The sequence below is a fragment of the Ruegeria sp. AO1 genome (assembly GCF_056535985.1).
On the sequence record NZ_JBQFJC010000001.1, the window covers coordinates 2,714,731 to 2,741,113 of the forward strand.

Annotated in this window: 33 protein-coding genes; 18 read left to right on the forward strand and 15 right to left on the reverse strand. The window is 58.5% G+C overall.

Translation table 11 applies throughout. The features are described 5' to 3' along the window. Positions 1 to 24: 24 nt before the first annotated feature. The 3 genes from ACR3FB_RS13465 to ACR3FB_RS13475 form a co-directional block, all read right to left on the reverse strand. Positions 25 to 783, reverse strand: a complete 759-nt coding sequence (locus ACR3FB_RS13465) for a F0F1 ATP synthase subunit A (RefSeq protein ID WP_425085609.1) — start codon at positions 781 to 783, stop codon at positions 25 to 27. A 2-nt stretch (positions 784 to 785) separates the two neighbouring features. Continuing rightward, on the reverse strand, positions 786 to 1,118 hold the full coding sequence (locus ACR3FB_RS13470; protein ID WP_425085608.1) for an AtpZ/AtpI family protein: 333 nt from the start codon (positions 1,116 to 1,118) through the stop codon (positions 786 to 788). 184 nt (positions 1,119 to 1,302) lie between these two features. After that, the gene (locus ACR3FB_RS13475) at positions 1,303 to 2,214 is read right to left on the reverse strand and encodes a DMT family transporter (RefSeq protein WP_480566485.1); all 912 of its coding nucleotides are present in this window, start codon (positions 2,212 to 2,214) and stop codon (positions 1,303 to 1,305) included. 84 nt (positions 2,215 to 2,298) lie between these two features. On the opposite strand from ACR3FB_RS13475, the gene ACR3FB_RS13480 reads away from it, so the two are divergent. Next, positions 2,299 to 2,634: an ArsR/SmtB family transcription factor gene (locus ACR3FB_RS13480; RefSeq protein WP_480565756.1), complete on the forward strand. Its 336-nt coding sequence runs from the start codon at positions 2,299 to 2,301 to the stop codon at positions 2,632 to 2,634. Between the two features lies 1 nt (position 2,635). Here ACR3FB_RS13480 and ACR3FB_RS13485 read toward each other — a convergent pair whose 3' ends face one another. The 4 genes from ACR3FB_RS13485 to ACR3FB_RS13500 all read right to left on the reverse strand — a co-directional run bounded on the left by ACR3FB_RS13485 (position 2,636) and on the right by ACR3FB_RS13500 (position 5,250). Then, complete coding sequence (locus ACR3FB_RS13485; protein WP_480565757.1) at positions 2,636 to 3,049, reverse strand: universal stress protein; 414 nt, start codon at positions 3,047 to 3,049, stop codon at positions 2,636 to 2,638. A gap of 85 nt (positions 3,050 to 3,134) precedes the next feature. Continuing rightward, complete coding sequence (locus ACR3FB_RS13490) at positions 3,135 to 3,410, reverse strand: hypothetical protein (RefSeq protein ID WP_480565758.1); 276 nt, start codon at positions 3,408 to 3,410, stop codon at positions 3,135 to 3,137. Between the two features lie 59 nt (positions 3,411 to 3,469). Further along, positions 3,470 to 4,375: a DMT family transporter gene (locus ACR3FB_RS13495; protein ID WP_480565760.1), complete on the reverse strand. Its 906-nt coding sequence runs from the start codon at positions 4,373 to 4,375 to the stop codon at positions 3,470 to 3,472. After that, complete coding sequence (locus ACR3FB_RS13500; RefSeq protein WP_480566487.1) at positions 4,372 to 5,250, reverse strand: LysR family transcriptional regulator; 879 nt, start codon at positions 5,248 to 5,250, stop codon at positions 4,372 to 4,374. Before ACR3FB_RS13500 ends, ACR3FB_RS13495 begins: the two co-directional genes overlap by 4 nt. A gap of 112 nt (positions 5,251 to 5,362) precedes the next feature. On the opposite strand from ACR3FB_RS13500, the gene ACR3FB_RS13505 reads away from it, so the two are divergent. Then, positions 5,363 to 5,944 carry an FMN-dependent NADH-azoreductase gene (locus ACR3FB_RS13505; RefSeq protein WP_480565761.1) on the forward strand — a complete coding sequence of 194 codons (582 nt, stop codon included), beginning with the start codon at positions 5,363 to 5,365 and terminating at the stop codon, positions 5,942 to 5,944. Between the two features lie 73 nt (positions 5,945 to 6,017). Next, entirely contained in the window at positions 6,018 to 6,758 is a 741-nt protein-coding gene (locus tag ACR3FB_RS13510; RefSeq protein ID WP_480565762.1) for an aspartate/glutamate racemase family protein, read from the forward strand. On the opposite strand, the gene ACR3FB_RS13515 is transcribed toward ACR3FB_RS13510, so the two are convergent. Then, positions 6,759 to 7,289 carry a prolyl-tRNA synthetase associated domain-containing protein gene (locus ACR3FB_RS13515; RefSeq protein ID WP_480565764.1) on the reverse strand — a complete coding sequence of 177 codons (531 nt, stop codon included), beginning with the start codon at positions 7,287 to 7,289 and terminating at the stop codon, positions 6,759 to 6,761. It abuts the gene before it with no gap. Between the two features lie 88 nt (positions 7,290 to 7,377). Between ACR3FB_RS13515 and ACR3FB_RS13520 the strand changes: the two genes are divergently transcribed. The 10 genes from ACR3FB_RS13520 to trmD all read left to right on the forward strand — a co-directional run bounded on the left by ACR3FB_RS13520 (position 7,378) and on the right by trmD (position 14,324). Next, positions 7,378 to 7,896 (forward strand): hypothetical protein, encoded by a 519-nt coding sequence (locus ACR3FB_RS13520; RefSeq protein WP_480565765.1) that lies wholly within the window; start codon positions 7,378 to 7,380, stop codon positions 7,894 to 7,896. A 161-nt stretch (positions 7,897 to 8,057) separates the two neighbouring features. Then, entirely contained in the window at positions 8,058 to 9,566 is a 1,509-nt protein-coding gene (gene ffh, locus ACR3FB_RS13525; protein WP_170641482.1) for a signal recognition particle protein, read from the forward strand. Next, positions 9,567 to 10,121 (forward strand): GNAT family N-acetyltransferase, encoded by a 555-nt coding sequence (locus ACR3FB_RS13530; protein WP_480565767.1) that lies wholly within the window; start codon positions 9,567 to 9,569, stop codon positions 10,119 to 10,121. After that, entirely contained in the window at positions 10,118 to 10,669 is a 552-nt protein-coding gene (locus ACR3FB_RS13535) for a GNAT family N-acetyltransferase (RefSeq protein WP_480565768.1), read from the forward strand. The genes ACR3FB_RS13530 and ACR3FB_RS13535 overlap by 4 nt, the downstream gene beginning before the upstream one ends. Continuing rightward, positions 10,666 to 10,962 (forward strand): chorismate mutase, encoded by a 297-nt coding sequence (locus tag ACR3FB_RS13540; protein WP_170380494.1) that lies wholly within the window; start codon positions 10,666 to 10,668, stop codon positions 10,960 to 10,962. Before ACR3FB_RS13535 ends, ACR3FB_RS13540 begins: the two co-directional genes overlap by 4 nt. A 71-nt stretch (positions 10,963 to 11,033) precedes the next feature. Beyond that, positions 11,034 to 11,423, forward strand: coding sequence for a 30S ribosomal protein S16 (gene rpsP / locus ACR3FB_RS13545; protein ID WP_170350323.1), 390 nt, complete (start codon positions 11,034 to 11,036; stop codon positions 11,421 to 11,423). 12 nt (positions 11,424 to 11,435) lie between these two features. Further along, positions 11,436 to 12,071, forward strand: a complete 636-nt coding sequence (gene bluB, locus ACR3FB_RS13550) for a 5,6-dimethylbenzimidazole synthase (protein ID WP_480565769.1) — start codon at positions 11,436 to 11,438, stop codon at positions 12,069 to 12,071. A 143-nt stretch (positions 12,072 to 12,214) separates the two neighbouring features. Beyond that, positions 12,215 to 12,718, forward strand: coding sequence for a ribosome maturation factor RimM (rimM, locus tag ACR3FB_RS13555; protein WP_480565770.1), 504 nt, complete (start codon positions 12,215 to 12,217; stop codon positions 12,716 to 12,718). Continuing rightward, on the forward strand, positions 12,718 to 13,527 hold the full coding sequence (locus tag ACR3FB_RS13560) for a hypothetical protein (protein ID WP_480565772.1): 810 nt from the start codon (positions 12,718 to 12,720) through the stop codon (positions 13,525 to 13,527). Before rimM ends, ACR3FB_RS13560 begins: the two co-directional genes overlap by 1 nt. Further along, on the forward strand, positions 13,524 to 14,324 hold the full coding sequence (gene trmD, locus ACR3FB_RS13565; RefSeq protein ID WP_480565773.1) for a tRNA (guanosine(37)-N1)-methyltransferase TrmD: 801 nt from the start codon (positions 13,524 to 13,526) through the stop codon (positions 14,322 to 14,324). Before ACR3FB_RS13560 ends, trmD begins: the two co-directional genes overlap by 4 nt. A gap of 6 nt (positions 14,325 to 14,330) precedes the next feature. Here the strand turns inward: trmD and ACR3FB_RS13570 are convergent, their stop codons facing one another. Further along, on the reverse strand, positions 14,331 to 15,137 hold the full coding sequence (locus ACR3FB_RS13570) for a glycoside hydrolase family 25 protein (RefSeq protein WP_480565774.1): 807 nt from the start codon (positions 15,135 to 15,137) through the stop codon (positions 14,331 to 14,333). Between the two features lie 366 nt (positions 15,138 to 15,503). Here ACR3FB_RS13570 and rplS point away from each other — a divergent pair, with 366 nt between their 5' ends. Both rplS and rpmE read left to right on the forward strand, forming a co-directional pair. After that, the gene (rplS, locus tag ACR3FB_RS13575; RefSeq protein ID WP_170380501.1) at positions 15,504 to 15,887 is read left to right on the forward strand and encodes a 50S ribosomal protein L19; all 384 of its coding nucleotides are present in this window, start codon (positions 15,504 to 15,506) and stop codon (positions 15,885 to 15,887) included. An 11-nt stretch (positions 15,888 to 15,898) separates the two neighbouring features. Next, complete coding sequence (rpmE, locus tag ACR3FB_RS13580) at positions 15,899 to 16,120, forward strand: 50S ribosomal protein L31 (protein ID WP_170380502.1); 222 nt, start codon at positions 15,899 to 15,901, stop codon at positions 16,118 to 16,120. A 121-nt stretch (positions 16,121 to 16,241) separates the two neighbouring features. On the opposite strand, the gene ACR3FB_RS13585 is transcribed toward rpmE, so the two are convergent. Together ACR3FB_RS13585 and ACR3FB_RS13590 are read right to left on the reverse strand one after the other, a co-directional pair. Beyond that, positions 16,242 to 17,828, reverse strand: coding sequence for an MFS transporter (locus ACR3FB_RS13585; RefSeq protein WP_170643798.1), 1,587 nt, complete (start codon positions 17,826 to 17,828; stop codon positions 16,242 to 16,244). A gap of 80 nt (positions 17,829 to 17,908) precedes the next feature. Beyond that, on the reverse strand, positions 17,909 to 18,796 hold the full coding sequence (locus ACR3FB_RS13590) for an AEC family transporter (protein WP_480565775.1): 888 nt from the start codon (positions 18,794 to 18,796) through the stop codon (positions 17,909 to 17,911). A gap of 217 nt (positions 18,797 to 19,013) precedes the next feature. Here ACR3FB_RS13590 and ACR3FB_RS13595 point away from each other — a divergent pair, with 217 nt between their 5' ends. Beyond that, positions 19,014 to 19,823 carry a division plane positioning ATPase MipZ gene (locus tag ACR3FB_RS13595; protein WP_170380504.1) on the forward strand — a complete coding sequence of 270 codons (810 nt, stop codon included), beginning with the start codon at positions 19,014 to 19,016 and terminating at the stop codon, positions 19,821 to 19,823. A gap of 56 nt (positions 19,824 to 19,879) precedes the next feature. Here the strand turns inward: ACR3FB_RS13595 and ACR3FB_RS13600 are convergent, their stop codons facing one another. Next, complete coding sequence (locus ACR3FB_RS13600) at positions 19,880 to 20,566, reverse strand: GNAT family N-acetyltransferase (RefSeq protein WP_425085876.1); 687 nt, start codon at positions 20,564 to 20,566, stop codon at positions 19,880 to 19,882. Between the two features lie 63 nt (positions 20,567 to 20,629). Here ACR3FB_RS13600 and ACR3FB_RS13605 point away from each other — a divergent pair, with 63 nt between their 5' ends. Beyond that, positions 20,630 to 21,625, forward strand: coding sequence for a hydrogen peroxide-inducible genes activator (locus ACR3FB_RS13605; RefSeq protein ID WP_480565777.1), 996 nt, complete (start codon positions 20,630 to 20,632; stop codon positions 21,623 to 21,625). Between the two features lie 160 nt (positions 21,626 to 21,785). Here ACR3FB_RS13605 and ACR3FB_RS13610 read toward each other — a convergent pair whose 3' ends face one another. The 3 genes from ACR3FB_RS13610 to ACR3FB_RS13620 all read right to left on the reverse strand — a co-directional run bounded on the left by ACR3FB_RS13610 (position 21,786) and on the right by ACR3FB_RS13620 (position 24,964). Next, positions 21,786 to 23,126 (reverse strand): serine hydrolase domain-containing protein, encoded by a 1,341-nt coding sequence (locus ACR3FB_RS13610; RefSeq protein WP_480565778.1) that lies wholly within the window; start codon positions 23,124 to 23,126, stop codon positions 21,786 to 21,788. An 81-nt stretch (positions 23,127 to 23,207) separates the two neighbouring features. Then, complete coding sequence (locus tag ACR3FB_RS13615) at positions 23,208 to 24,464, reverse strand: adenylate/guanylate cyclase domain-containing protein (RefSeq protein WP_480565780.1); 1,257 nt, start codon at positions 24,462 to 24,464, stop codon at positions 23,208 to 23,210. A 59-nt stretch (positions 24,465 to 24,523) separates the two neighbouring features. After that, a complete protein-coding gene (locus ACR3FB_RS13620) occupies positions 24,524 to 24,964 on the reverse strand; it encodes a MarR family winged helix-turn-helix transcriptional regulator (RefSeq protein WP_419740267.1) in 441 nt (146 codons plus the stop codon). Between the two features lie 57 nt (positions 24,965 to 25,021). On the opposite strand from ACR3FB_RS13620, the gene hmgA reads away from it, so the two are divergent. Next, positions 25,022 to 26,377: a homogentisate 1,2-dioxygenase gene (gene hmgA / locus ACR3FB_RS13625; protein ID WP_480565781.1), complete on the forward strand. Its 1,356-nt coding sequence runs from the start codon at positions 25,022 to 25,024 to the stop codon at positions 26,375 to 26,377. The last annotated feature ends 6 nt before the right edge of the window (positions 26,378 to 26,383 follow it).

A 26,383-nucleotide genomic window follows, 5' to 3' on the forward strand; every position in this document is an offset into this window, starting at 1 on the left:
GTTTCGATGTTGGGTGTTCGGACCTTAGTGCGACGGATGCAGCGCATCTTTCAGATAAACACAGGTCAGAATGGTGAATACGTAGGCCTGAATGAAGGACACGAGGACCTCAAGGCCGTACATTGCGGTGATCGCCAGAACGGACACAGGCGAGATCACGGCAATCGCGGCGAAACCTGCGAAAACCTTGATAACCGCGTGGCCGGCCATGACGTTACCTGCTAGACGAATGGAGTGGCTGACGGGGCGCACGAAGTACGAGATCAGCTCGATGATCGCCAGGATCGGGCGCAAGGCCAGAGGCGCGCTGGAAACCCAGAACAGACCCAGGAACGCGGCACCGTTTTTGACAAAGCCCAGAACAGTTACGGTCAGGAACACAGCCAGCGCCAGCGGGATGGTGACCGCGAAATGCGAGGTTGTGGTGAACGAGGTCGGGATCAGGCCCAGGAAGTTGGCGCAGACAATGAACATGAACAGGGTCATGACATATGGAAAGAACTTGACGCCTTCCTTGCCGCAGATGTCTTCCAGCATCTTGTAGACGAAACCGTAAGTCAGCTCTGCGACCGACTGCATACGTGTCGGAACAATCGCGCGCTTCGATGTGGGCAGAACCAGAAGCAGAACAACTGCAACGATCGCAAAGAACAGCCACAGGGTCACGTTGGTGATGGTGAACATGCCAACTGCGCCGTCGCCAAACAGTGGTTTGACGATGAACTGATCCATTGGGTGGAATACCAGGCTGCTGCCTTCTGCTGCGGTGGTCTCAGTTGCCACGTTCAGTCCCTCTCGTCCTTCTCGGCAGCCGTCGCCGCCATTTGTTTCTCTTGGGCCTCTTTCGCGCTGCGGAGCATAACCTTCACGCCCGCGACAAGGCCCAGCAATGTGAACAGCACCAGGAAAATCGGGATTGTCCCGAGCAGGCTGTCCAGCCCGTATCCGATGCCAAATCCGATCCCCAGACCGGATACCATTTCGATGACCATCCTCCAGGCAAGCTCGCCTCCGGATACGTCAGCATCTGCACGGGGCTTGGGCTGTTTTGCCTTTTTCGCCGCGTCGATCTTGGCCTCAAGCTGCGCCATACGCTGCTTATGGTCGTCATCGGTCACGGGCGTTTCCCTCGTACAGTCTTGAGGCTAGGTGCTAAGGGGCAAGGGGCGCAGAGTCAACGGGCTTGCGCGCCCGAATTGACGCAGGTTAAAGTATTGATTTAAATCCATAAAATATCCAAGCAAAATTACTCGGTTGTACAGACAAAGGCCAAAGTCAGGCAATCCGCCTAAAATGCCATATTCAACCCTTTGGTTGATCTTTGACTTCCGCGCCTTGGCGCATCCGCCGAACAATGCGCCCATCGATAAGCAAAAGCCCGACAAGGATCGCTGCCATACCAAGTAAATGCTCGGGGCGCAGGGCCTCGTGTAACACCCATGTTCCCAGCACCAACGCCGAGACCGGCGCGATGAGGGTAACGGTTGAAATGTTCGTCGGACCCACTTTGGGCAGCAACCAATAGAACACGATGAACGCCGCCGAGGTCAGGACAAATCCGATCATCAGCAGAGACGCCCAGGTCTCAACCCGGGTGACATGGGGCACCCCCTCTTGCCAGAGGGCCAGCGGAGTGATTGCCAGTGTTGCTCCGGTCAGAGCCAAGGCAACCAGAACCACGGGCTGCATATCCCGGAACGCGCGCGCGAAGTTGACCGAGAAGGCATAGCAAACCGGAGCCAGCAGGATCAGCAAAATGGCCCAGAACTGGGAATCGGCCCCAGAGTGCAGAACCGGCAGCGACAGCACGACAATGCCCGCGAACCCACAGACCACGCCCAGAGACTTCAAGAAGGTTGCCCGCTCACTCCCCGGCCAGAAATGCGATACGATGACGGCGAAGGCAGGCGTCGTTGCGTTCACGATACCCGCTACACCCGCGCCGATATGCTGCTGTCCCAGCGCATAAAACGCGAATGGCGCGGCATAGCTGAGCGCGCCAAACCCCAGCAAGGCAATCGCGCGATTGACTGACAGGCGTACATTGAGACGAGCGCCGAGCACGTAGATCCAGCATCCCAGTGCTCCGAACCCGACCCGCCCCATGGACACGGACAGCGGCCCGAGTTCGCGCAGCAAAATGGCGTTGAACATGAAGGACATGCCCCAGCCGATGCCGAGGATAAAGATCACCAGCCAGTATTTCAGCGGCATTGCGACACCCATTTGCAAATCACGGTGCAGCATCGCCAAGGACTGCAAATTGTCAAACCGGTTCCTGCGTATTAGGAACGTGCCATGTCTAGTGATCTCGATACTGTTTTTGCCGCTTTGGCCGATCCAACCCGCCGCGCCATCCTTGCGATGCTGCTGGAGGATGACATGGCCGTCACCGATGTGGCCGAACCGTTCGAGATGTCTCTGGCCGCGATCTCGAAACATCTGGTCATTCTGACCCGGGCCGGGCTCATCAGCCAGGAAAAACGCGGGCGGGTAAAATGGTGCAAGCTTGAGCCGGACGCCCTGCGCGCGGCCTCGGTCTGGATGCAGGGCTTCGGGCAGTTCGAACCCGTCAATCTGGACGCGTTCGAACGGTTCTTGGAAGTCGAGCTACCGTCTGGAGACGACCCCTAAGTCATCTGACCACGAAGACCGACATTTTTGAATGCTGCGCCAGTTTCCCGGCGTGGCTCGTGAAGATATAGTCTGTGATCCGGGGGGCATGTGTGCCGACGACGATCAAGTCCGCGCCAATCTCTTCGGCGGCTTTCGCAAGATCCCCATCCACTTCAGCGGCCACATCGACAGAGTGGATATTGCGCGTCTCAACCTTGGTGCCACTTAGTTTGCCGATCTCGTCTGCCAGCGCCGATAGGCTTTCGGCAATCGCCTCATCCGTTTGCAAGGCTTCACCAGGCTGCATACCCGTCACGCTGACGAGGGTAACCTTGGCGCTCTGCCATTTGGCGATTTCAGCCGCGACTGCAGTTGCCTTCTGGACCTCAGGCGGCATATGCAAGTCGACGGGGATCATGATGTGATTGTACATGATGTCCTCCTCTCTCCGGGTTTGAGACTAGAGGACACCGCAACTTGCGGCCTTGATCTGGCTCAACCCCTTAGAAACGGCCGGTTTACCCCTCCTGACTGTATTCTACATCGGTGATCACACCGGTCACATCCGCCCGGCAAATCCAGGGCGCTTCGGCGCCCGCCACAGAGACGCTCACGACCGTTCCCGTTGCCTCTGACTGGATTGAGGTCGCCTGAACATCGACAGATGCCACCCCAGTTTCCGCCGAGACCAGCGCCTCACAACTGGCCTGCAGATCTGATCCCTTCTTGTCAGAGCCGCTCGGGGCACAGGCACAGAGAAAAAGGGCCGTTCCAATCACGAAAACTCGGGTCATTTTTGCGTTCCTTTCGTGCAATGGTCGAATTCTGCCACAGCTGGGATCAAGCACAAGAGTCACTCCGGCGCTGTTTGCGGAGCGGGCGCTTCGTCTTTCAAGAGCATGAGAAGCGCGAGGATGGTCAGCCCGACCCCACCAAGAATAAGGCCTGTCGGGATGCCGTTGCCCAGCGCGATCTCCCACAGGATCACCCAGCTTGGGACGAGATAAGTATACGCCATCACTTTGGCCGAGGGCAGGCGCAAAGCTGCGAACTGCACCAGCACGAAACTGACAGCTGTTGCAAAGAAGGACAGGTAGAACAGGCCCAGCCAAACGATACCCGGAAGGTTGGCCCAGTCGGTTGCAAGGATGTCGCGCCAGCCAAAGCCGGTCAGCAACAGGCACCCTGCGACGAGCGTGCCGAAGGTGAACACCACGGCCGGCTCGCCCCGGTTCAATTTGCGCACCATCGGGGTGTAGATCGCATGGGCGACACAGCCCCAGAAATAGATGATCTCACCTCCTCCGATCGAGAACGCCCGGAACGCCTGCCAATCAGCGCGAAAGATCACCCAAAGCGCACCTGCCGCGCCGACCACCAAGGCCAGAGCCATCCGGGGCGTTGTGACCTGACGCAACAGCGCCCACCCAGCGAAGGCGGCGATGACTGGCGTAAGGGTAAATACCGCAGCCGCGCTGACCGGGGGGGCGGTTTGCAGCCCGTAGAACATCAGCACGAAATAGGTGGCGAACAGCCCGCCCAGCACAAGATACCGCCAAGGCGCCTGCGCTGCACTGCGTGGCAAACCTATGGTGGCCAATGCGGCAAGGCCGATCACACCTGCTGCTATCCCGAACCTCACCGCATTCAGCGCCGCCGGGGCGATCTCATTGGCGATGATCGACCCCAACGAGAAACTGCCTGCGACCAGGGCCGAGAAGACCAACATGGCCAGATGGCCACGCGCTTGTGGACTCATGGCAGCCAGCCCTTGGACTGGTCCTTCAGGAATTGCAGGAAAGACTGCACCTTGGTCGTGCGATGCAGGTCCACATGGGTCACCAGCCACAGTTTACCGGACCATTCCGGCAGCGGCTCCATGACCTCTTCCAGCTCGGGATGGCGCGCAGCTTCCCACCGGGCCATGAAGCCAATGCCTGCCCCGGCCAGAACCGCTTCGCCACAGGTGAAGTTGTTGGAACACAGGAAGGTCATTGCCTCAACCGGTGCATTCGCACGCAGCCAGCGTGAAAACGGCGCGCGGCTGTTTTCATCGTCATTGCCGACAAATGCGTGGATGCCAAAATCCTCAACACCCGAAGGTTTGCCGCGCCGCGCGATATAGTCCTTGCTGGCGTAGAGCCCGACCTCCTGCGCGACAAAGGGCTGTACAACATTGTCAGGCTGATCAGGCGCGGCACCGGCACGAATGGCCACATGCGCCTCGCCATATTCCAGCCGGAACAGCCGATCCCCGGTCAGATAGCGCACGATCAAGCCCGGATGTGACCTCTGAAACTCAGTCAATGTCGGCACGACCAGGGGGGCCAGCGACGCCAAAGAGGTCACGACCAACTCGCCCGAGACGTCATCGCCGCGCCCTTTCATGCGACCAACCAATTGGTTGAACTGATCTTCTGTGGCTTGGGCCACGCGCAACAGGTCCTCACCCGCTTCGGTCGGGGTGTACCCCCGCGCATGACGCTGGAACAGCTTCACCCCAAGGCGCGCCTCGATGGCGTCGATATGGCGAATGACCGTTGCATGATGCACGCCCAGAACCTCGGCCGCGCCGCTGACCGTTCCCATACGGGCCACCTGATACGCGGTTCTGACTTCGTCCCAATTGTCCATCACGACCTCATAGTGTGCAATTTCAAACACTCAATGTTGACTTAGCCGAGTTTTGTTCGCCAGCGCAATGCTCATATTGGGAGCAGAGCGAAATTTCCCCAATGAGGACATCATGACCAAAACAATCCTGCATATCGACGCCTCGGCCCGCCGCACCGGATCAGCAACCCGCGACCTGTCGCATCGCGTCGTCCAGCATCTTGGCGCGGAACGCATCATCCGCCGCGATCTGGCCAGCCCCCTGCCCCTGCTGACCGAAGACTGGATCGCCGCTAACTTCACCCCGGCAGACCAACGCGATGCCGTTCAGCACGATCAACTGGCCCTGTCCGACGAACTGGTAAACGAACTGCAACGCGCCGATACCATCGTGATCGGCCTGCCCATCTACAACTTCTCGGTCCCGGCGGCGTTCAAGGCATGGATTGATTTGGTTGCCCGGGCCGGTCTGACGTTCTCCTACACCGAAAACGGCCCCAAAGGCCTGCTGGAAGGCAAACGCGCCGTTCTGGCAATCGCATCAGGCGGCACGGCAGTGGGGTCTGAAATCGACTTTGCAACCGACTACGCCAAGCATGTTCTAGGCTTCATTGGCATCACTGACGTCGACGTCGTAGCTGCAGATCAATTGGCCATTGATGCTGACTCGTCGGTCAAAAATGCCCACAAAGCCATTGGTGAACTGGCAGCCTGATCAGGCTCTGGTCAAAGCAAAGCGAAACGTCCAATCTGCGCAGAATTAGCTTTCTGCGGATTGGGCGTTTGCAATGAAAAAGATCGGAATTCTTGGGGGTGTCGGCTGGGCCTCGACGGTGGATTACTACCGCGCGATTTCCGAAGGGGCGAGCCGCCACTTCGCAGCGCGTGGACACGGGTCCCCCCTACCCATCCCACCGATGACAATCGAATCCGTCACGCAAGCCAAAACACGGGCCTTGCGCGGTGTGGCCGGCGACGAGGCCAGTTGGGCCGCATTCGACACGGTGTTTCGCGAAGCGCTTCTGACCTTGGAGAACGCGGGATGTGATTTTGGAATCATCGCCTCAAACACTCCGCACGCGCGTCTTCATGCGATCCGGCAGGGCGTTTCGATGCCCATTCTCAGCATCTTCGACGCGACGGCTGAGGTCACCGCGTCAACAGGCGCGTCAAAGGCGCTGGTTTTGGGTACGACCGTGACGATGCAGGCGACCAACTACGCAGACAGGTTGGCCGATGAGGGCCTCGCCGCAAATGATCGTCTGCCCGAAGTCGAAATCGCCGAGATGCAGGCCATGATCGACAACGAGTTTTACGGCGGTGCGTCAGAATCCGCTCATGACCGGCTGCTGGCCTTTTGTAACAAGCATGCAGAACCGGGCACGGCCATCCTGCTGGCTTGTACGGAACTGCCGCTGGCCTTCCCCAACCATCTGGACGATCCCGTGTTCGAAGCCGATGGACATTTGTTCATCAACCCGTCAGCGGCCCATGTCGTCGCTGCGTTGAAACAAGCGTTGGAGGAGTGACTAAGGCAGCCAGGTTACGGCGCATCCGATGCGGTCGAAGAACGCCATCAAATCGGACCGCGTCATTGCGACGGTTCGGTCATTTACCAGCGGGTGCATGTAGATCACGTCGGCCTGCTGTGCCGCTGCGTCCATGAAGAACCGCACGTTATTCTGCACCCCGTTGATCATCGCCAGCGGGCTGACTGCACCCGGACGGATGCCGAGGTTCTCCAACAAGCGATCCGCCGAGCCGAAAGACAGGTTACCGATCCCCAATTCAGCGCCCAGCGCTTTGAGGTCAATCTCGCGGCTCTGTTCAAGCGTCACCAGATAGTTGCGCTTTTTCTTGTCGCGCAGGTACAGGTTCTTCAATCGCAACGCATTCTCGCCCGGCACCATGAACTGGTCTTCGACGGCCTTCGCATCCTCAACCGTGCGCAGTGGCACGTGAGAATGCAGCCGATACTCCAACCCCCAATCATCCAGCTGCGCCAACAACGCATCGGAACTGAGCGGCAAAGTGTCCTGAAAAGCGGATGATGCGTCCATGAAAGCCTCCTGTTTGACGCGCTCATCGCGCAACATGCGGGCGAATTCAAGCCACGACAGACCTAGAATTCGATGCTAGCGTGCCGCCATGAAAGTCTCGCGCAATAACCCCGACAAATTGATCCTATCCAATACACCCTGGCTGATAGGCATCATGCTGGTTGTCTTCATCCTCTGTTTCGTCGGTGCAGGCCTCTTCATGGCCACCGAAGGAGGTGAGGGCATCCTGTTCGGCATTTTCGTTGCCCTGGTCGGTGGCGGTTTGGGCTTTGGCGCCTTCTGCGTCTTTGTGCGACGCGTGCAGGTCATATTGGACCGTCGCTCGAACAGCATCCTTATCCGCCGCCAATCGATCTTTGGTTATGACACCGTGGAACATGATCTGTCGAACCTCTCCCATGCCGAGGTGGAGACCACCACCTCGAGCCGCAAAGGCACCTCGTCCAAGATGCATCGACCGGTTTTAATCTTGGAAAAGGGCATGAGTGCCGGCCGTCACCCAATTGTCGAAGCCTATGTCAGCGGAGGCGGCGCACAGCGCATGGTCGATGCGGTCAATGATTGGCTTCCGGCGCGCAAGGTTGACTCTGACAGCCAATCCGCCTAAAGCCCATCCAAACATCCGGAAGCGTATGACCTTCCGGTCCCTTGATTCGTTCAGGGATCGCCCCCCACCAGCGAGTTTCGCCCGTGGGGGCGTTTGTGCATTTAACCGGCGCATCCTATGTAGGGCACGCCATCAGATAACCGGCATAGGAGGCCGAAGGCATGTTTGAAAATCTATCCGAACGCCTCTCTGGCGTCTTTGACCGGCTAACGAAACAAGGCGCGCTGTCCGAGGAAGACGTCAAAACTGCCCTGCGCGAGGTTCGCGTTGCCCTGCTTGAGGCCGACGTCTCGCTGCCCGTGGCACGCGCATTCGTCAAGAAGGTGCAGGAACAGGCGACCGGCCAGGCGGTGACCAAGTCGATCACGCCCGGTCAGCAGGTCGTCAAGATCGTGCATGACGCGCTGGTCGAAACCCTGCGTGGCGAGGAAGACCCCGGCAAACTGAAGATCGACAACCCACCCGCTCCGATCCTGATGGTCGGCCTGCAGGGCTCGGGTAAGACGACCACCACCGGTAAGCTGGCGAAACGCCTGAAAGAGAAAGAGGGCAAGAAGGTCCTGATGGCCTCGCTCGACGTCTATCGCCCGGCGGCGATGGATCAGCTGGCCGTTCTGGGTACGCAGGTCGGTGTCGATACGCTGCCGATCGTTCCGGGCCAATCGCCCGTCGACATCGCCAAACGCGCCAAGCAACAGGCGACGCTGGGCGGCTATGACGTCTACATGCTCGACACCGCGGGCCGTCTGCACATTGACGAAGTCCTGATGGACGAGGTCGAGCAGGTCCGCAATGTGGTTGACCCACGCGAAACCCTGCTGGTGGTTGACGGCCTGACCGGTCAGGTCGCGGTTGAAGTCGCCGAGGAGTTCGACGCCAAGGTCGGCATCTCGGGCGTGGTTCTGACCCGGATGGACGGTGACGGGCGCGGCGGCGCGGCGCTGTCGATGCGCGCAGTCACCGGCAAGCCCATTCGCTTTGTTGGTCTGGGCGAGAAAATGGACGCGCTCGAAACTTTCGAGCCGGACCGGATCGCCGGTCGTATTCTGGGCATGGGCGACATCGTTGCTCTGGTCGAAAAGGCCCAGGAAACGATGGAGATGGAACAGACCGAGCGCATGATGAAGCGCATGGTCAAAGGTCAGTTCAACATGAACGACCTGAAAATGCAGCTGGAACAGATGATCCAGATGGGCGGTATGCAGGGCATGATGGGCATGATGCCCGGCATGGGCAAGATGGCCAAACAGATGGATCAGGCCGGTCTCGACGACAAGATCCTGCGCCAGCAGATCGCCATGATCCAATCCATGACCAAACGCGAACGCGCCAACCCGCAACTGCTGCAGGCCAGCCGCAAGAAACGGATTGCAGCGGGTTCGGGAATGGAAGTCAGCGACCTCAACAAGCTGCTCAAGATGCACCGGCAGATGTCGGACATGATGAAGAAGATGGGCAAGATGGGCAAAGGCAAGATGCTGAAACAGGCCATGAAGGGCATGTTCGGCAAAGGTGGCCCCTCACCCGAAGAAATGGCTGCTGGCATGGATCCCAAAGCACTGGAACAGGCGGCCAAGGCCATGGGCGGCAAGATGCCCGGTGGCCTGCCTGGACTGGGCGGTGGCATGGGCCTGCCTCAGGGCCTCAGCGGGTTTGGCAAAAAGAAGTAGATGACTGCCCTCACGCCTCATATCCCCCAGCTTGAGACCGAGCGCCTGATCCTGCGCGCGCCGTCCGAGGCTGATCTTGACGCCGACACCGCGTTCTTCGCCAGCGAAGCTGCGAAGTATGTCGGCGGTCAGATGCGCCGGGATGAGGTGTGGCGTGTGATCGCTGCTCTGCTGGGCCACTGGTCGCTGCGCGGCTACGGATACTGGAGCGTCGATGAAAAAATCACCGGCGAATATCTTGGCCGTGTCGGCCTCTGGTGTCCCGAAGGCTGGCCTGAACCCGAGGTTGGCTGGACGCTGCTGAACCACGCCACTGGCAAGGGATACGCGACTGAGGCCGGGTTTGCAGCGCGCAACTACGCCTATGATGTTCTGGGTTGGGACACTGCGATCTCGCTGATCGACCCCGAAAACCACGCTAGCATTGCCGTTGCCAAACGTCTGGGCGCACAGTTCGAATACAATTACGAGCATCCCAAGTACGGGACCTCGGAAATCTGGCGGCACCCTGCCCCGGCGGATCTGGTGAACGGTGGAATGGAGGCCTACGCATGACCTCTTTCACTATCCCCACTGTCGAAACTGAACGTCTAATCCTGCGCGCGCCGCATCAGGACGACCTGCCCGCTATGACCGCGTTCTTCAAAACAGAACGCAGCTACATGGTGGGAGGCCCGAAGGATGAGCTGGGCAGCTGGGACTCGCTGGCCAAACGGCTGGGTCATTGGGCGCTCAATGGCTTCGGCCTGTGGCATCTGACCGAAAAAACGAGCGCCGCGTTCGTTGGTTGGGCGGGTATGATCTTTGCTCCGGGCTGGGATGAGCCGGAATTGGGCTGGACCCTGATGGAGCAGGCAGAAGGCAAAGGTCTGGGCTTCGAGGCCGCACAAGCCGCGCGCCACTACGCTGCCCAGCATCAAGGCCTGAACGGCGTTATGTCCTATATCGCCCACGCAAATGACCGCTCGCGCGCTTTGGCCGAGCGTCTTGGCGCCACCTATGAACGCGAGGCCGAGCTGCTGGGTAAGAAAGCCCAGATGTGGCGTCACCCGCGTATCACCGTTTCTAAAACTGCTTTGACCTCCGAAAGGATCGGCCAATGACAAACCCCGTGACACAAGCTGCGACGCTGCTGAAAGAGCATCGCGAAAGCATCGACCGGCTGGACGCGATCCTTGTCTATACGCTGGGCGAGCGGTTCAAGCACACGCAGGCCGTTGGCAAGCTCAAGGCCGAACACGACCTTCCCCCGTCCGATCCCACGCGAGAAGCCGCGCAGATCGCACGGCTAGAAGACCTGGCGAAAGAGGCCGATCTGGACCCCGATTTCGCCAAGGCTTTTCTGAATTTCATCATTCAGGAAGTCATCCGACACCACCGGAAACATCAAGAATGAACCTCCGGTTCAACGAACACCAGAATTGACCGGGCAATTCCCGGCACACGCCATCTAAAGGAGATACCACCATGGCAATGAAAATTCGTCTCGCCCGCGGCGGCTCGAAAAAACGTCCCTTCTATCGCATCGTTGCAGCTGACAGCCGTATGCCTCGCGATGGCCGTTTCATCGAGAAACTGGGCACCTACAACCCGCTTCTGCCGAAAGACAGCGAAGAGCGCGTGAAAATGAACATGGAGCGCATCCAGTACTGGCTGGATCAGGGCGCTCAGCCCACCGACCGTATCGCACGTATGCTCGAAGCTGCTGGCACCCGTGACAAAGCCGAGCGCAACAACCCGAACAAGGGTACTCCGGGCAAGAAAGCCCAAGAGCGCGCTGAAGAGAAAGCTGCGAAGGCTGCTGAAGCTGCCGAAGCAGCTGCTGCGCCGGCTGAAGAAGCTGCAGCAGAAGAATAAGCAGGCCGACGCGTGCAGGATCAGGCTTTCACCGACGATTTTCGCACGCAGTTCGATCTGTTGATGCGGCTCCGGCGCGATGTGCGTCGGTTCCGCACCGACCCTGTGGACGAGGCAGTGCTGACGCGCTGCCTCGACGCGTTTCTGCTGGCCCCATCCGTGGGGCTCAGCGAACCCTGGCGCGTGATCCGCGTCGAAAGTGAGGCCGCGCGCGACGCGGCGCTCAAGAATTTCCAAACCGCCAATTCGGACGCTCTGGCCGGGTATTCCGGTGAGAAGGCGCAGCTCTATAGCGGCCTCAAACTTTCGGGCATGCAGGAAGCGCCAGTGCAATTGGCGGTGTTCTGCGATGACACCACCAGCAAAGGCCAGGGTCTGGGCGCTGGCACCATGCCCGAGATGCGGCGCTATTCTGTTGTCTCCGCCATCACCCTGTTCTGGCTGGCCCTGCGTGCGCAGGGGCTAGGGCTGGGCTGGGTCTCAATCCTGGACCCCGACCAGATGAACACCGATCTGAACGTTCCGGACAACTGGCGGCTGATCGGCTATTTCTGCGTCGGCTGGCCAGAAGAAGAGTCCGACACGCCCGAGCTGGAACGGGCCGGTTGGGAAGACCGCGACGAGACTCTGCCAATCGAGGTGCGATAGGCCGATGTTCGGATTGTTACGGCTTCCCATCCTGTTGCTGATCGCTTTTATTGTGGGCGTGTTCTTTGAACGCAATAACCAGCGTGAAGCCTGCGAAGGAATCGGGCAATGGCGGAACGGACTATGTATAACGGAAGGCTCAAATGAGTGATCTGATCTGCGTCGGCAGCATTGCGGGCTCATACGGTGTGCGCGGCGAGGTGCGGCTGAAAAGCTTTTGCGCCGTGCCGGAAGACATCGAAGCCTATTCGCCACTGACCGACGAAGACGGCAAAGAGCGATTTCCCGTGGTGCTCACCCGCGCGATCAAGAACGGATTTGCCGCGCGTCTGGGCGGGGTTGAAACCAAGGAAGAGGCGGACGCCCTGAACGGCCTGCGCCTCTATGCCCGGCGGGATCAACTGCCTTCGCTGCCGGATGACGAGTTCTATCACACCGATCTGATCGGGCTGGAGGTGTATGACACCGGCGGCGCCCTGCTGGGCCGGGTCAAATCGGTCCAGAACCATGGCGCGGCGGATTTGTTGGAATTGCATGGGCCGGGTCTGAAATCGACTGTCCTGCTGCCCTTTACTCTGGACGCGGTTCCGACGGTTGATTTGGAGGCCGGTCGCATTGTCGCCGATCCGCCAGAAGGCCTGATCTGATGCGGCGCGTTCTGCTGCATCTGGGGTTGCACAAGACCGGCACCACCGTTGCGCAGTCGTTTCTCTACAAGAACCGTCAGCTGATCTGGCCGCATTTTTCACTGATCCTGCCCTACAAGACCCGCAAAACCGGACTTGCAGACATCGCCACGCGGCATTCGGTCTATCGGCTGAACAGCACACTGGCCGAGTTCGAAACCGGTGTCCGCGCGCTTCTGGACCCCATCGACTTTGGCACCAGGCGCGGCTTGATCCTGAGCGAGGAGAACTTTGCCGGACTGCGCCCCAGTCGCAACAGCGCCGAAGGCTACGGGGCGACCCCGGAATTGGCGACAACGCTGGTTGAGCGGGTGACAGAACGGCTGGGGCCGGTCGACCTTACGATCTATTTGTCCTTGCGACAGCGAGAGGATTGGATGCGCAGCCTCTGGGCACATGATCTGCGGCGGACACGGCTGGTGCAGGACTATGACGAATTCCGGGACGCGCTGAACCACCTGCCCTCTCCGAAAGAGACGGCGGATATGCTTCAGGACCGGCTGCCGCTGGTCAAGGTCCAGACCGAGTGGATGGAGGACCTGCGCAAGCGGCGCTTTGGTCCGGGCGCTCCGTTTGCGGCATTTCTGAACCTGCCGCGCGACAAGATGTTCAAATTGGTCGCGCCGGAACCGCACAAGGCCCGTCCGGCCGATGATGTTCTGCTGGAACTGTTGGAGTTGAACCGTTCGGCGCTGGACGATGCGGCTTTGATGGCGCAAAAGAAGGCCCTCATCAAACGCGCCAAGGACGATCTGGTTTCCCAGTCATGACAGATACACCAAGCAAATCCCACGGTCGCAAGGCCATCCGCCCCACTCTGCAACCGCGCGAGTTGATGACGCCGACGCCGGATCTGCACGGCGTGTGGAAGGCCAAGATCATCACCTTGTTTCCCAGCGCCTTCCCCGGCGTTCTAGGCGAAAGCTTAACGGGCAAAGCCTTGCAAGAGGGGCTTTGGCAACTGGAAACGGTTGATCTGCGGCAGTTCGGGATCGGCAAACACCGCAATGTGGATGACACACCCGCAGGCGGCGGCGCGGGTATGGTATTGCGCGCCGACGTTTTGGGGCCTGCCATCGAACAGACCATGGCCGGTATCAGGGGCAACTGGCCACTGATCTACCTTAGCCCGCGGGGCAAGCGCATGGACCAGCGGATGATGCAGAACCTCGCGCGTTGCGACGGGATGACCTTGCTCTGCGGCCGTTTTGAAGGCGTAGACGAGCGTGTGTTGGAGCATTACGGCGTGCAAGAGGTCAGCCTCGGCGATTTCGTCATGACCGGCGGCGAGATCGCAGCGCAAGCTCTGATCGACGCCACCGTGCGGCTGATCCCCGGCGTGCTTGGCAACCAAGCCTCGACCGAGGAAGAGAGCTTTTCCTCGGGCCTGCTAGAACACCCGCAATACACGCGCCCCGTGAAATGGAACGGCCGCCCAATCCCCGAGGTCCTGATGTCCGGTCACCACGGGCGCATCGCAGAATGGCGGCATCAGATGGCCGAGGACATAACGCGGGAACGGCGGCCTGATGTTTGGGACGACTACAAGAAGTCACGCGAAAGCTGACACCACTCAGGATGGGCGGTTCTTCCACTGCGCCCAGATCTCGGGCGGGCCGCTGAAGACGTTTATGTCGACCTTACCCTGAACCCCCGGCACCAGACCGGTGCCTGTGTATTGCCAGAACCTCCAGACCGCGCCGGGATAAACCTGACGGGGATGTCCCGCGACCGAGCGCAGCCAGAAATCAGTCTTTGGAAGCCGTGAGATGTTAGTGTCCTGGTAGAAGTCCACAGTGGTGTAGACGATGGGTCGGCGGCCATAATGACGTTCGAGGATATCGAGGAACTTTTGCGCCTCGGCCCGGACGATCTTGCCATCGGGACGCAGGGTGCAGGTTTTAGAATGCGGCGTCCATTCCATGTCCAGCACATGCGGCAGGTCCGCACCTTTCGGGACGTTCTGAATGAACCACTGCGCCTGTTCACGGGCTGGCCGACAGAAATAGTAATAGTGATACGCCCCCCACGGCACACCTGCCGCCTGCGCGCCGCGGCGATGTTCGTCGAACATCGGGTCGGTAAAATCACCCCCCTCGGTCGCTTTCATGAACACAAAGCTGACGCCCGAGGCCTTGGCCTGCCGCCAGTCAATCGGCCCTTGCCAACGCGACACATCCAATCCGTGAACCGGGTACAGCCCGGGATGTCGCCCATCCCAGTCATGGGGGTCGGCATCGCCAAAATCGGGGTAGATCACGGCGGGCGCGGTCCGGTCCACGCCCGGCGTGGCCTCTACGACCTGCGGCGGAGGTCCTCTGCGTCCGCAGGACATCAAAACAGCGGCCGCCAGGACCAGCATGATTGCAAATCGAGTCATTGTTTCAGCCTGAAATAACTGCTCTTGTAATTGACCTCAGAATGCCTGATCCAACGCACAAAGCAACGTCGCATTCGGGAATTGGCAAAATCCCACCGCCAGTGCCTGCGATTTGGGCTTGATCCCAGTCCGCAAACCCCCTAAAGCAGCGCAATCCGGTGCCGCGTGATGCGACTCCGGTGTTTTGGTTTGTTTCATGGCGCACCGCTTAGCTTTCTTCGGCCAACGCGTGTCAGGGCAGACCGGACCAAAGGAACATTCGATCTGACCTCTGGCGGGCTGTACGCAGGACCCGGTGAAGACCAAGAGCTCTCAGGCCGTGCCCAAACTTCGTGGACCAACCACGAGCAGATAGGAGTGAATGCGATGGACCTGATCGCACAGCTTGAGGCGGAACAGATTGCCGCCCTGGGGAAAGACATCCCCGATTTCAAAGCCGGTGACACCGTTCGTGTCGGCTTTAAAGTGACCGAAGGGTCGCGTACCCGTGTGCAGAACTACGAAGGTGTCTGCATCGCGCGTAAAGGTGGCAACGGCATCGCCGGTTCGTTCACCGTCCGCAAAATCTCGTTCGGCGAAGGCGTAGAGCGTGTGTTCCCGCTGCATTCGACCAACATCGACAGCATCACCGTTGTTCGCCGTGGCCGCGTCCGTCGCGCCAAACTGTACTACCTGCGCACCCGTCGTGGTAAATCCGCACGTATCGCAGAGGTCACCAACTACAAGCCCAAAGCTGGCGCCGAAGCGTAAGGAACGGAAAGATGAAAAAAGACATCCATCCCGATTATCACGTCATCGACGTCAAAATGACCGATGGCACCGTTGTTCAGATGAAATCCACCTGGGGCAGCGAAGGCGATCAGCTGGCTCTGGAAATCGACCCCTCCGTGCACCCCGCATGGACTGGTGGTTCGTCGCGCCTGATGGACGCCGGCGGCCGCGTGTCGAAGTTCAAAAAGAAATACGAAGGTCTGGGCTTCTAAGCCTTACCGCGTTCGATTTCGAAAGGCCGTCCCTTGGGGGCGGCCTTTTTTGTTTCCTACTAAATGCATGATGCACGCCACGCTGACTTGTTTCCAAAATGAAATCGGATCGATAACTGTCTTACTTCGTCAGTTCCACTGCACTGTGCAGCGGCGGCACTGGTCCGCGCAGAAGCAGCAGCGCCAAAACCATCCCGATCAGAGCGGCAATCGCAGCGACCACCATTGCGCTGTCAAAGGCGTTGTCTTGCAGATCCCGCAGAGCCTCAGCCAGAGCTGTTCCTGCCGTCGGCTCCAAGCTGGTGAGTAACTGCTGGACCTCGCCAGGTTTGCCGTGGGTTAGCGCATGTGCCAGATCAGCACGCTGCGTTGATCCGGAGGGCAGTGCGTCAATCACTTCGGACAGGCCCCGACGTATGGTGATGGACTCTGCCAACCCACCGACCACTGCCCCCAAGGTGGCTCCGAAATAGAGACAGGCGTTGATCACGCCTGAGCCCTGCCCAACATGCTCTTCGGGCAGAAGGCGCAGGCCGAGGCGTGGCAGAAGCGAGAAACAGATACCCAACCCGATCCCGACGATCAGCAGCTTCCACCAAATTTCGGAATATTGCGTGGTATTCGAAACTGTCGTCAGCAACAGGAACCCACATGCCATTGCCCCCAGACCGATCGCAACCGGCCACTGGAAACTGTAGGGCGCCAGAAACCGGGGCGCGGTGACAGATATGACAAACATGCTGATGCTTAGCGGCATAATCGCCAATCCCGCTCCGATGGAAGTATAGCCAAAGGCATCTGGCGATTGCACAAATGTGTTGAAATAGACAAAGAAACAGAAAAGCGTGAAACCGGTAAAGAACATTCCCGCGGCGGCCATGAAGTAACGCGGATGGCGGAAATACCGCAGCTCAATCAACGGGTCATCACTGCGACGCGAGACAATGACCAGCAGGACGGTCGCCAGGGCCGCCACAGCCAGCGGTATTAGCGTCAGTGGCGTGCTCCACCCGCCGCTTTCCCCATTGCTAAGCGCAAAGGACAGCGGCCCGAGAAACAACAGAATGGCAACTGCTCCGGGATAGTCAAAACGTGCCCCGGCAAGGCGTGTGTCAGGCACGTATTTCCGTTTGCTAACATGCAACCCAATAGTGAAGGCCACGACCAGCAGAACCAGATCGGCGGCAAACACCGCACGCCAGCTAATGTAATGCCCAAAGGCACCGCCTACGATGGGCCCAACGCCGATAGCCAGCCCGACGATGGCGCCCCAGAAACCGGTGACACCGGCTCTCTGCTCCTCAGGTGTCGCCGCTGTCAGCAGGGAAAGAGAAGTTCCGAACAACGCCGCTGCCCCCGCTCCCTGCGCACCGCGCCCGATTAACAGCATGGTTGCGTCTTGCGCAAACAGGACCGAGCCAGACCCAAAGGCAAAGACGACCATACCAAAGAAGAAAACCCCCATCTTGCCGGTGATATCGCCCAGACGACTGACGATGGTAACAAGCGAAGCGCTGGCGACAGTATAGATCGCCATTACCCATTGCAGGCCGGACGGTGTCAGGTCGAATTCGGCCTTCAGATTAGGTAGGATCGTCGCAACGGCCGTGGTGTTGAACCCCACAACCATCATGCAGATTGCCGTCATCGCCAGCACCACGCGGGCGCGGGCTTGTGGGGTTACGTCTGTCGGCGTCTTTCCGTTCATCGTGTCACCCTGAGCTTGTGGCTCTTTACCGCAATTTATCAGTAGATTAGCGATTTTTGCAGCCGAGCATAGGGTTTACATCAAATCCAATAAGTCAGGGCCAGCGGTAGAACAAGTATGGTGGTCAGGGTAGACACAAGGATGAACCCGGCGACATCCGGGCCGTATTCCGGTACGTGCTGGTCGATGAACAGGTATGTCGCCACAGAGGACGGCATCAGACAGCACAGGATCAGGGCGCCGCGCTCGGCGCCTGTGAAACCGAAAAGCCAGACCAAACCCATGGCAATACCCACAGCCATGACCAGATGCAGCCCGGTCAGCAAGACGGCGCGCCCCAGACTGGCGATCCGCAGCGTTGCCAGCGTGTGGCCCAGTGTTAGCAACATCAGAGGGATCGACAACCCGCCGAGGATATCGAACGACTTGGCAATCGGTTGCGGCAGGCTGGTCCCTGTAGCCATCAGGATCAGCGACAGGGCCACGGAATAGATGATCGGCGATGTGACCAGCTTTCTGACCGAGAACACACCCGCCGGGATCCACATGCCAACGGTAAAGATGCTGATCAGCACAACGACGACAAAGGCCATTGTGTAGGCCATCCCCGCATCGCCCAGCGCCAACAGAGTGATCGGTAGGCCAATATTGCCCACATTCCCATGCATCAGAGGCGTCAGAAACGCCCTTACAGGCAGGCGCAGAAACCGCAGCGCCACAAAACCCAGTACGCCAAAGCTGGCCACCGCCAGCGCGGCGGCGCTCATCATATCCAGAAACGTGCCCACATTCAGCTTGGAGCCTGCCAGATGCGATAGGATCAGGGTCGGATAGCCGACCCGCGAGACGATCCCTCCGACCACCTTGTTGTCAAACGGAGACTTGGTAAGCGCCAGCCCATACCCGATGCCCACGCAAATCAGGACCGGTAAAACCACGTTCAGAACGCTCAGGAACAGTTGCTCCAACCGGTATCCTCCTGTCCGATGCCCGATTGAACAGTGAATCACGGACCCGGATTTGGCAAGCATGGCGTTCTAAACTGCCAAAGCGATTGGGTTTTCCAAATTAGAGCCTGATATTGGTCGAAACAACGCTCCGAGGTTCTTTTCATCCCCGCTGACACAACATATAGTGGCTCCTAACAACGTGTGGACAAACACGGTAGGGCTTGGGAACGACGGCATGGCACATATCATCGTAGTGGGGAACGAAAAGGGCGGCGCAGGCAAATCGACCGTTTCCATGCATGTGGCCACCGCTCTGGCGCGTCTGGGCCGCAAGGTCAGCACGCTGGATCTTGACCTGCGGCAGCGAAGCTTGGGACGCTATTTCGAGAACCGGGCGAACTTTCTGAAAAACGCTGAGGCAAGCCTGCCCAGCCCGCGCCACCACGACCTGCCCGAGATCGACGCCAGCACCCTGAAACCGGGCGAGAATATCTATGACCACCGTCTGTCGGCGGCTGTTTCGCAGCTTGAGAATGACAGCGATTTCATCCTGATCGACTGCCCCGGCTCACATACCCGCCTCAGCCAAGTGGCGCATTCGCTGGCCGATACGCTGATCACACCACTGAACGACAGTTTCATTGATTTCGACCTGCTAGCCCGGATTGACTCCAAAGGTGAGAAGATCCTCGGCCCTTCGGTCTATTCCGAAATGGTTTGGAACGCGCGGCAATTACGGGCGCAGGCTGGTTTGAAACCGATCGACTGGGTCGTCGTGCGCAACCGGGTGGGTACTCAGCGCATGGTCAACAAGGAAAAAATGCAACGCGCGATCGAGATGCTGTCGCAACGCATCGGGTTCCGCGTCGCTTCGGGCTTTTCCGAGCGGGTCATCTTCCGCGAGCTCTTTCCCCGTGGCCTGACTTTGCTGGACCTCAAAGATATCGGCGTCAAACAGCTGAACATCTCGAACATCGCCGCGCGTCAGGAGCTGCGCGACATGATGCGCGAGTTGAACTTGCCCGGCGTCGAGATCGACTTCTAAGCGCTATTTGAACCGCTTACTCGCCAGACCTGGCAACCCCAATCGGGCACGACAGCCTAAGACGCGCGGCGGAAGCGCTCGAATGTTATCCAGACAGTGTCACGAGAGATCTCGGCAAAGCGGCACTTCTTGAGGATCGATTGAGACGCAAAATTGCTCTCGTGCACAACCGCAAAAAGCCGACTAATCTCAGGGTTTAGACGCAAGCACTGTGTGCAGAATTGCGCTACGATGGAGCTGGCATACCCTTTGCCCCAATGCTGCTCGCCGATCCAATAGCTAATTTCGGCGCTGTCTTGTCCCACCCTCAGCATTCGGGCTTGTCCGATGACAGTGTCGTTTATCGTAGCGGCTACGACTTCGTGATGGTCTTCACCCGTCAATTCGATCAACTGGCGCGCGTCATCCTCGCTAATTGCACCCGGGTATCGATCTGGCAAATATTGCCACAATCGTTCTGACGAGAGCATGGCAGCATAGTCAGCTGCATCCTGCGCCTGCCAGGGACGCAACCGAATTTGCTGAGATTGAGGCCGGCTGGAGGTTTCAGATATGTCATCTTCACAGAGCAGAGGCACCCATCCGATTTGCACAGGATCATATGCCAACTCGATGCCACGCATCTTGCACCAGTCAATTTCGTCCCGTGAAAGGACACCCTGCGATCGCGAAGTTGGCAAGTGGACTGAGGCTAGAAACGCACGGACATCGTCCGTTTTGGCAAATTCGTTTTGAATGTTCATGAAATCCTCCGAGCAAACGCACCGAAAACAAGCGCTCTAAAATAGGTCACGATCTAATGATGGTTGTTTCAGCTCAATAAAATAGCCTATTGTGCAAGAAATTTTGATTGGAAAAACCTATCAATGAGCTTACAGCTGACACTAAAACAACTGACTTACTTCCGAGCGCTGGCCGAAACTGGTCACTACAGAAAAGCCGCTGAGCGGATAGGTATCAGCCAGCCATCTCTCAGCCTGCAGATTGCCAATCTCGAAGCAGCGCTTGAACTGAAACTGGTCGAGCGCGGCAGAGCCGGAGCAGTGCTGACACCTGAAGGGCGCGAAGTACTGGAAAAAACCCGGAGCATCTTATCGGAGGTCGCTTTGCTGCAAGAGACGTCAGGTCGGATGAAGTCCGAGCTTGCGGGCACGTTCCGACTAGGATCATCACCAACCCTCGGTCCGTACCTTTTGCCACGTGTTTTTCACCACCTTCATGAAAACCACCCGAACCTAAAACTGACGGTGCGAGATGGGGCGCCATCCGAGCTGTTGCAGGAGCTTCTAAGCGGGGTGCACGATTTAATTTTGACGCAACTGCCAGTGAGCTCGTCAGACGTCACGATCCTGCGCCTGCTTCGGGAACCTCTGAAACTTGCGGTGGCCCGAAATCACCGTCTCGCCCAAAAAGAAATAGCCAATGACGAAGATCTGAAGGGTGAGAACATTCTGGCTCTCTCTCGTCGTTTCACGCTTCACAATCAAGTTGCAGACCTCGCCAATAGCTTGGGGGCCAACCTCCTTTACGACTACGAAGGCACAAGTCTTGATGCGATTCGGCAGATGACAGCGATGAATATCGGCGTGTCCTTTCTTCCCTCGCTTTACGCCGCATCTGAAATTCCTGAGGTCGGCGGAGATGTGGTTCTGGTGCCCTATCGCCCGGGACGGTTGAACAGGTCCATCGGTCTGGTTTGGCGAAAGTCCAGCGGTCACCACAAGACGTTCGCCTTCCTTTCGGAGATTATTCTAAGTGTCGCGAGAAAAGAGTTTTCGGGGCTGGTCAGCATCGAAGGCTAGAAGGAGTGCGATCGGACCGATTTGCCTGCGAGTAGGTGCTTCTTCTTCAGGATAGCAGCCCGATTTTGGCCGATCCGCGCTGGCATCTCTTTTCGGAGATCGACGCAACAGGTCCGAGCAAGAGGAAAACCTGCGACTGCCGTCTGCACGCTGCAGCAGCTCAGCCATCACCCATAGCCGCGATCAGAGCCTTGGCCAAAGGCAGTGGCGAATATCCCAACCGTGACGGCGTCAGCCCCAAACGCACTACGACCATATCTTGCGAAGGAAAAATGCCGACGGATTGGCCGTCATGGCCCTGCAGCCAGACGGTGTCCTCGAATTGCGGCTCGCCACGTGGGCCGTCAAGCCACATATGCCCTTTGGCATAAGCTTCGTCCGAGATTGCGACAGGTTCAAACATCCAATCGGTGTAGCCTTCGGGCAATATCTGTTGCCCTTTCCAAACACCGCCTTGCAGCAGAAACTGCCCAAAGCGCGCCCAGTCGCGCGCGGTGGCGTACATGTAGCTTGAACCCACGAATGTATCTGCCCCATCGGTCTCCATCACAGCTGAGTGCATGCCCAGAGGGTCGAATAGTGCTGTGCGCGGGTAGCCGAGGTCGCCCTCTTCAAGCTGGCCCTGCCACACCCGCGACAGAACTGTGGACGTGCCCGAGGAATAGCTGAACTCGGTCGCAGTGGGATAGGCGGCTGGGCGTCCGGCGGCGAAATCGACCATGTCATCCTTGAGATACAGCATTCGCGTTACGTCCGAGACGTCGCCATATTCTTCATCCCATTGCAGGCCACTGGACATGGCCAGCATGTCCTCGACCGTGATGTCGCGGCGCGAGTCCCCGGCCCAATCTGGGAAAACGTCCGTAAGATCATCGCCCAGCGCCATGTCGCCCGACTGGATCAGCGTACCAATTAGCCCCGCAGTGATCGTTTTGGTCATCGACCATCCCAGCAAAGGGGTTTCGGCATCAAAGCCATCAGCATAAGCCTCGGCAATGATGCGCCCGTCTTTGACCACCACGACAGCGCGGTAGCCCTCGCCCAGCAAGGACGGGTCCGACAAAACATCAGTCAGCGCGGGGTTCTCGGACAGAACCACCTCATTTCCATGCGGCCAAAGACCGTTGGGTACGGGCGCGGGTTCGGGCAGCGTTTGATCTGAAAGCTGTGCGTCGTGCACATTGGTGCATCCCAAACCGGGCCGATACTGCGATGTGGCCGGAGCAAAGAAGCCAAACATCCGCGCCTCAACCGATTGGTTCTGCTCGTCAACGCTAACCGAAACCTGTTTCAGCAAGGGATGTCCCGGCGCCTGAACATCGCTTTGCAGCACAGTCTCTGCGTCGCGCCCGGCAAGGAACACGTTCGAACAGACGATCTTGGCCGAGTAATTGGTGCCCACTTTCAACAGATCCGGAGGCGCGATCCACAGGTAGCCACCTGCTGCGACAACAGCCAGCGCCAACGTAGCAACCGCGTATTTTAGAACCTTCCTGAACATGCGCCCCTTTCGGACCTAAGCGGCCCGCCCCTTTTATCCATTTGACCAGAAGGTTTCACCACGACGGGCGCTGCGCCACCGTTACGTTGCGTTCTTGATCTCTGTCTCGTCCGAGACCTGCATGGGGCTGTAGATCGTAAAAAGCTCTTTCGGTTCGTTCACACCGCGCAACATGTAGCGCCCGACCGAAATCAGTTCCTGGCTGCAAGGTTGTGCGGCGCGGGCGACGTCGTCGGAGACGAGAATCCTCTGGCCCAACGACCGGTGCATCCCGGCAATCCGCGCCGCCTGATTCACCGCCGGGCCAATCACCGTGAAATCCAGCCGGGTTTCTGATCCGATATTGCCATAGAGGATCTCACCCGAATGCAGCGCCAGGGTGAAATTCGCCACCCTCTGCCCATCTGCCAGTCGTTTCGCATTCAACTCTTCCATCCGGCTTTGTAGCATGGCGACAGCGGCCAGAGCCGCGCGGGCATCAGCGTCGCTCTCTCCCACATCAAACATGGCCATCAGCCCGTCACCCATGAACTTCAGGATGTTGCCACCATTGTCGTGTACCACGCCCACGGCAACGGCCAGATAGTCGTTCAGCATGTCGATGATCTCGTGACCCGGCATATCCTCAGATAGGGTGGTGAACCCTTCTAGGTCGAAATTCCAGATCACCGCATCAATCTGCTGCAATGAACCGCGACGAATTTCGCCAGACAACACGCGCCGCCCCGCATCGCGCCCCAGGTAGACGCGCATCAGATCCTTGGCCATGGTCTGATTCTTGGCCGATTTCAACGCAAGCCCCAGATGCGGCAGCGCGACATGGATTTTCCCCAGATCGCTGTCATCAAAACCGGTCGGGGCGTCACTGGTCCAGGACATCAGCACTCCGTCACCGATCTTTTTCTCACCCGCCGGGCGCACCTGATCGGAGCGTTCAAACGACACGCCCGTTGCATAGTAATCCGTCGCCCCGATCTCTCGCAGGTCATTCAGCAAGGGGAAACGGCTTGGTTCGTTCTGGTCCACCAGTTGAACGCGCAGGTCATCCATGTCTTCATGCAAAAGCGCATAGAGAGGGCTGCGTTGCCAGACCTCGCTTGGGGTGTCGGTGTTTGCGAAACGCTCAGATTCCCCGCCGGAATCCCGATACCAGCTATAGCCAGTGCCGCCATAAAGCGGATGCAGCGTCGACTGCGCCGCGTGGAACCGCATCAGCGGAAGGCCCAGATCAATCAGGCGGTTGCAAAAGCCATCCAGCAATTCTTCCTGACCAGCCCCTTCAAGCCCTTTGGAAACAAGCCAGTCGATAAGGTCAAAGATGGGATCTGAAGAGGTCATGGAACTGTCCGTCAAAGTATTGCCCTGAATGTGGGCTGCGTGATGGAAATTACTAGACCTTATGCCATCCCTGCCAGCCGTCGCAGCATCTTCCTAAGCATGGCGGCCTCTTCTTCTGAGAATGCGCCCGCCAGTTTCGCATCATAGCGCTCGGCGATACCGCTCAGTTCACGATAAACGGCTTGACCGGCAGGTGTCAGCGTCAACCATTCGACCCTTCGGTCATCCTCATCCCTTGTGCGCTTGAGGTAGCGGCTTTGTTCCAGCTTATGAACCGCGCGGCTGATCTTGGTTTTGTGCAGTTTCGCTCGCGCGCCTATCTCTTTCGCGGTCAGAGTGCCAAAGACACCCAGATGAAACAGCACCCGCCATTCGCTGCGCAGCATGCCATAGCGTTCTTTGTAGAGGCGCTGAAACTCCAATGAGGCTGCCTCGGCTGCCTGATTCAATAGAAACGGCAAAAAATTCTGCAGATCAAAATCATCTTTTTCTTGGGACATGCTTGTTAGTTACAAAAACAACTAATAATTCACAAGCAGAAAACCGAGGAGTTCACGATGTCCAACAAGGCTGAACCGCATGGTCTGACGCAGGCTGTCACACCAGTAGGAACGCATCCCGGCTATATGCCTGGCTTCGGCAATGATTTCGAGACCGAGGCTCTACCTGGCGCGTTGCCGCAGGGCATGAACAGCCCGCAGCGCTGCAACTACGGCCTCTATGGCGAACAGCTCAGCGGCACGGCCTTCACCGCCAACCCGCCCGAGCGGACGTGGTGCTATCGCATTCGCCCGTCAGTCAAGCATTCGCATCGCTATGAGAAAATTGACCTGCCCTACTGGAAGTCCGCGCCCTGTATCGACCCGGATGTGATCAGCCTGGGCCAGTATCGTTGGGACCCGGTTCCGCATTCTGACGCCCCTTTGACCTGGTTGACCGGCATGCGCACCATGACGACGGCGGGGGATGTGAACACGCAGGTCGGCATGGCCAGCCATGTCTACCTGGTCACCGACTCGATGGTGGATGACTATTTCTTCTCGGCCGATTCCGAGCTTCTGGTGGTTCCGCAAGACGGTCGTCTGCGCTTTGTGACCGAGCTGGGGATCATAGATCTGGAGCCACAGGAAATCGCGATCCTGCCACGCGGATTGCTCTACCGTGTTGAAGTGCTGGAAGGTCCAGCCCGGGGCTTTGTCTGTGAGAATTACGGGCAGAAATTCGAACTGCCAGGGCGTGGCCCGATTGGCGCCAATTGCATGGCCAATCCGCGCGACTTCAAAGCGCCCGTCGCGGCGTTCGAGGACCGAGAGGTGCCCTCTACCGTGACAATCAAATGGTGTGGGCAGTTCCACGTCACTCAGATCGGTCATAGCCCGCTGGACGTGGTGGCCTGGCACGGCAACTATGCGCCCTACAAATACGACCTGCGCACCTACTGCCCGGTCGGTGCCATCTTGTTCGACCACCCGGATCCGTCGATTTTCACCATCCTGACGGCCCCTTCGGGCCAGCCCGGCACGGCCAATATCGATTTCGTCCTGTTCCGCGAACGTTGGATGGTGGCCGAGGACACGTTCCGCCCGCCGTGGTACCACAAGAACATCATGTCCGAGCTGATGGGCAATATCTACGGCCAGTATGACGCCAAACCGCAGGGCTTTGTTCCGGGCGGCATGAGCCTGCACAACATGATGATCCCGCATGGTCCGGATCGCGAAGCGTTCGAAAAAGCCTCAAACGCCAATCTGGGGCCGGACAAGCTGGACCACACCATGTCCTTCATGTTCGAAACCCGCTTCCCACAACATCTGACCGCCTTCGCCGTGACCGAGGCACCGCTGCAGGACGACTATATTGACTGCTGGTCCTCGCTTGAGAAAAAGTTCGATGGAACGCCGGGAAAGAAATAACCTGCC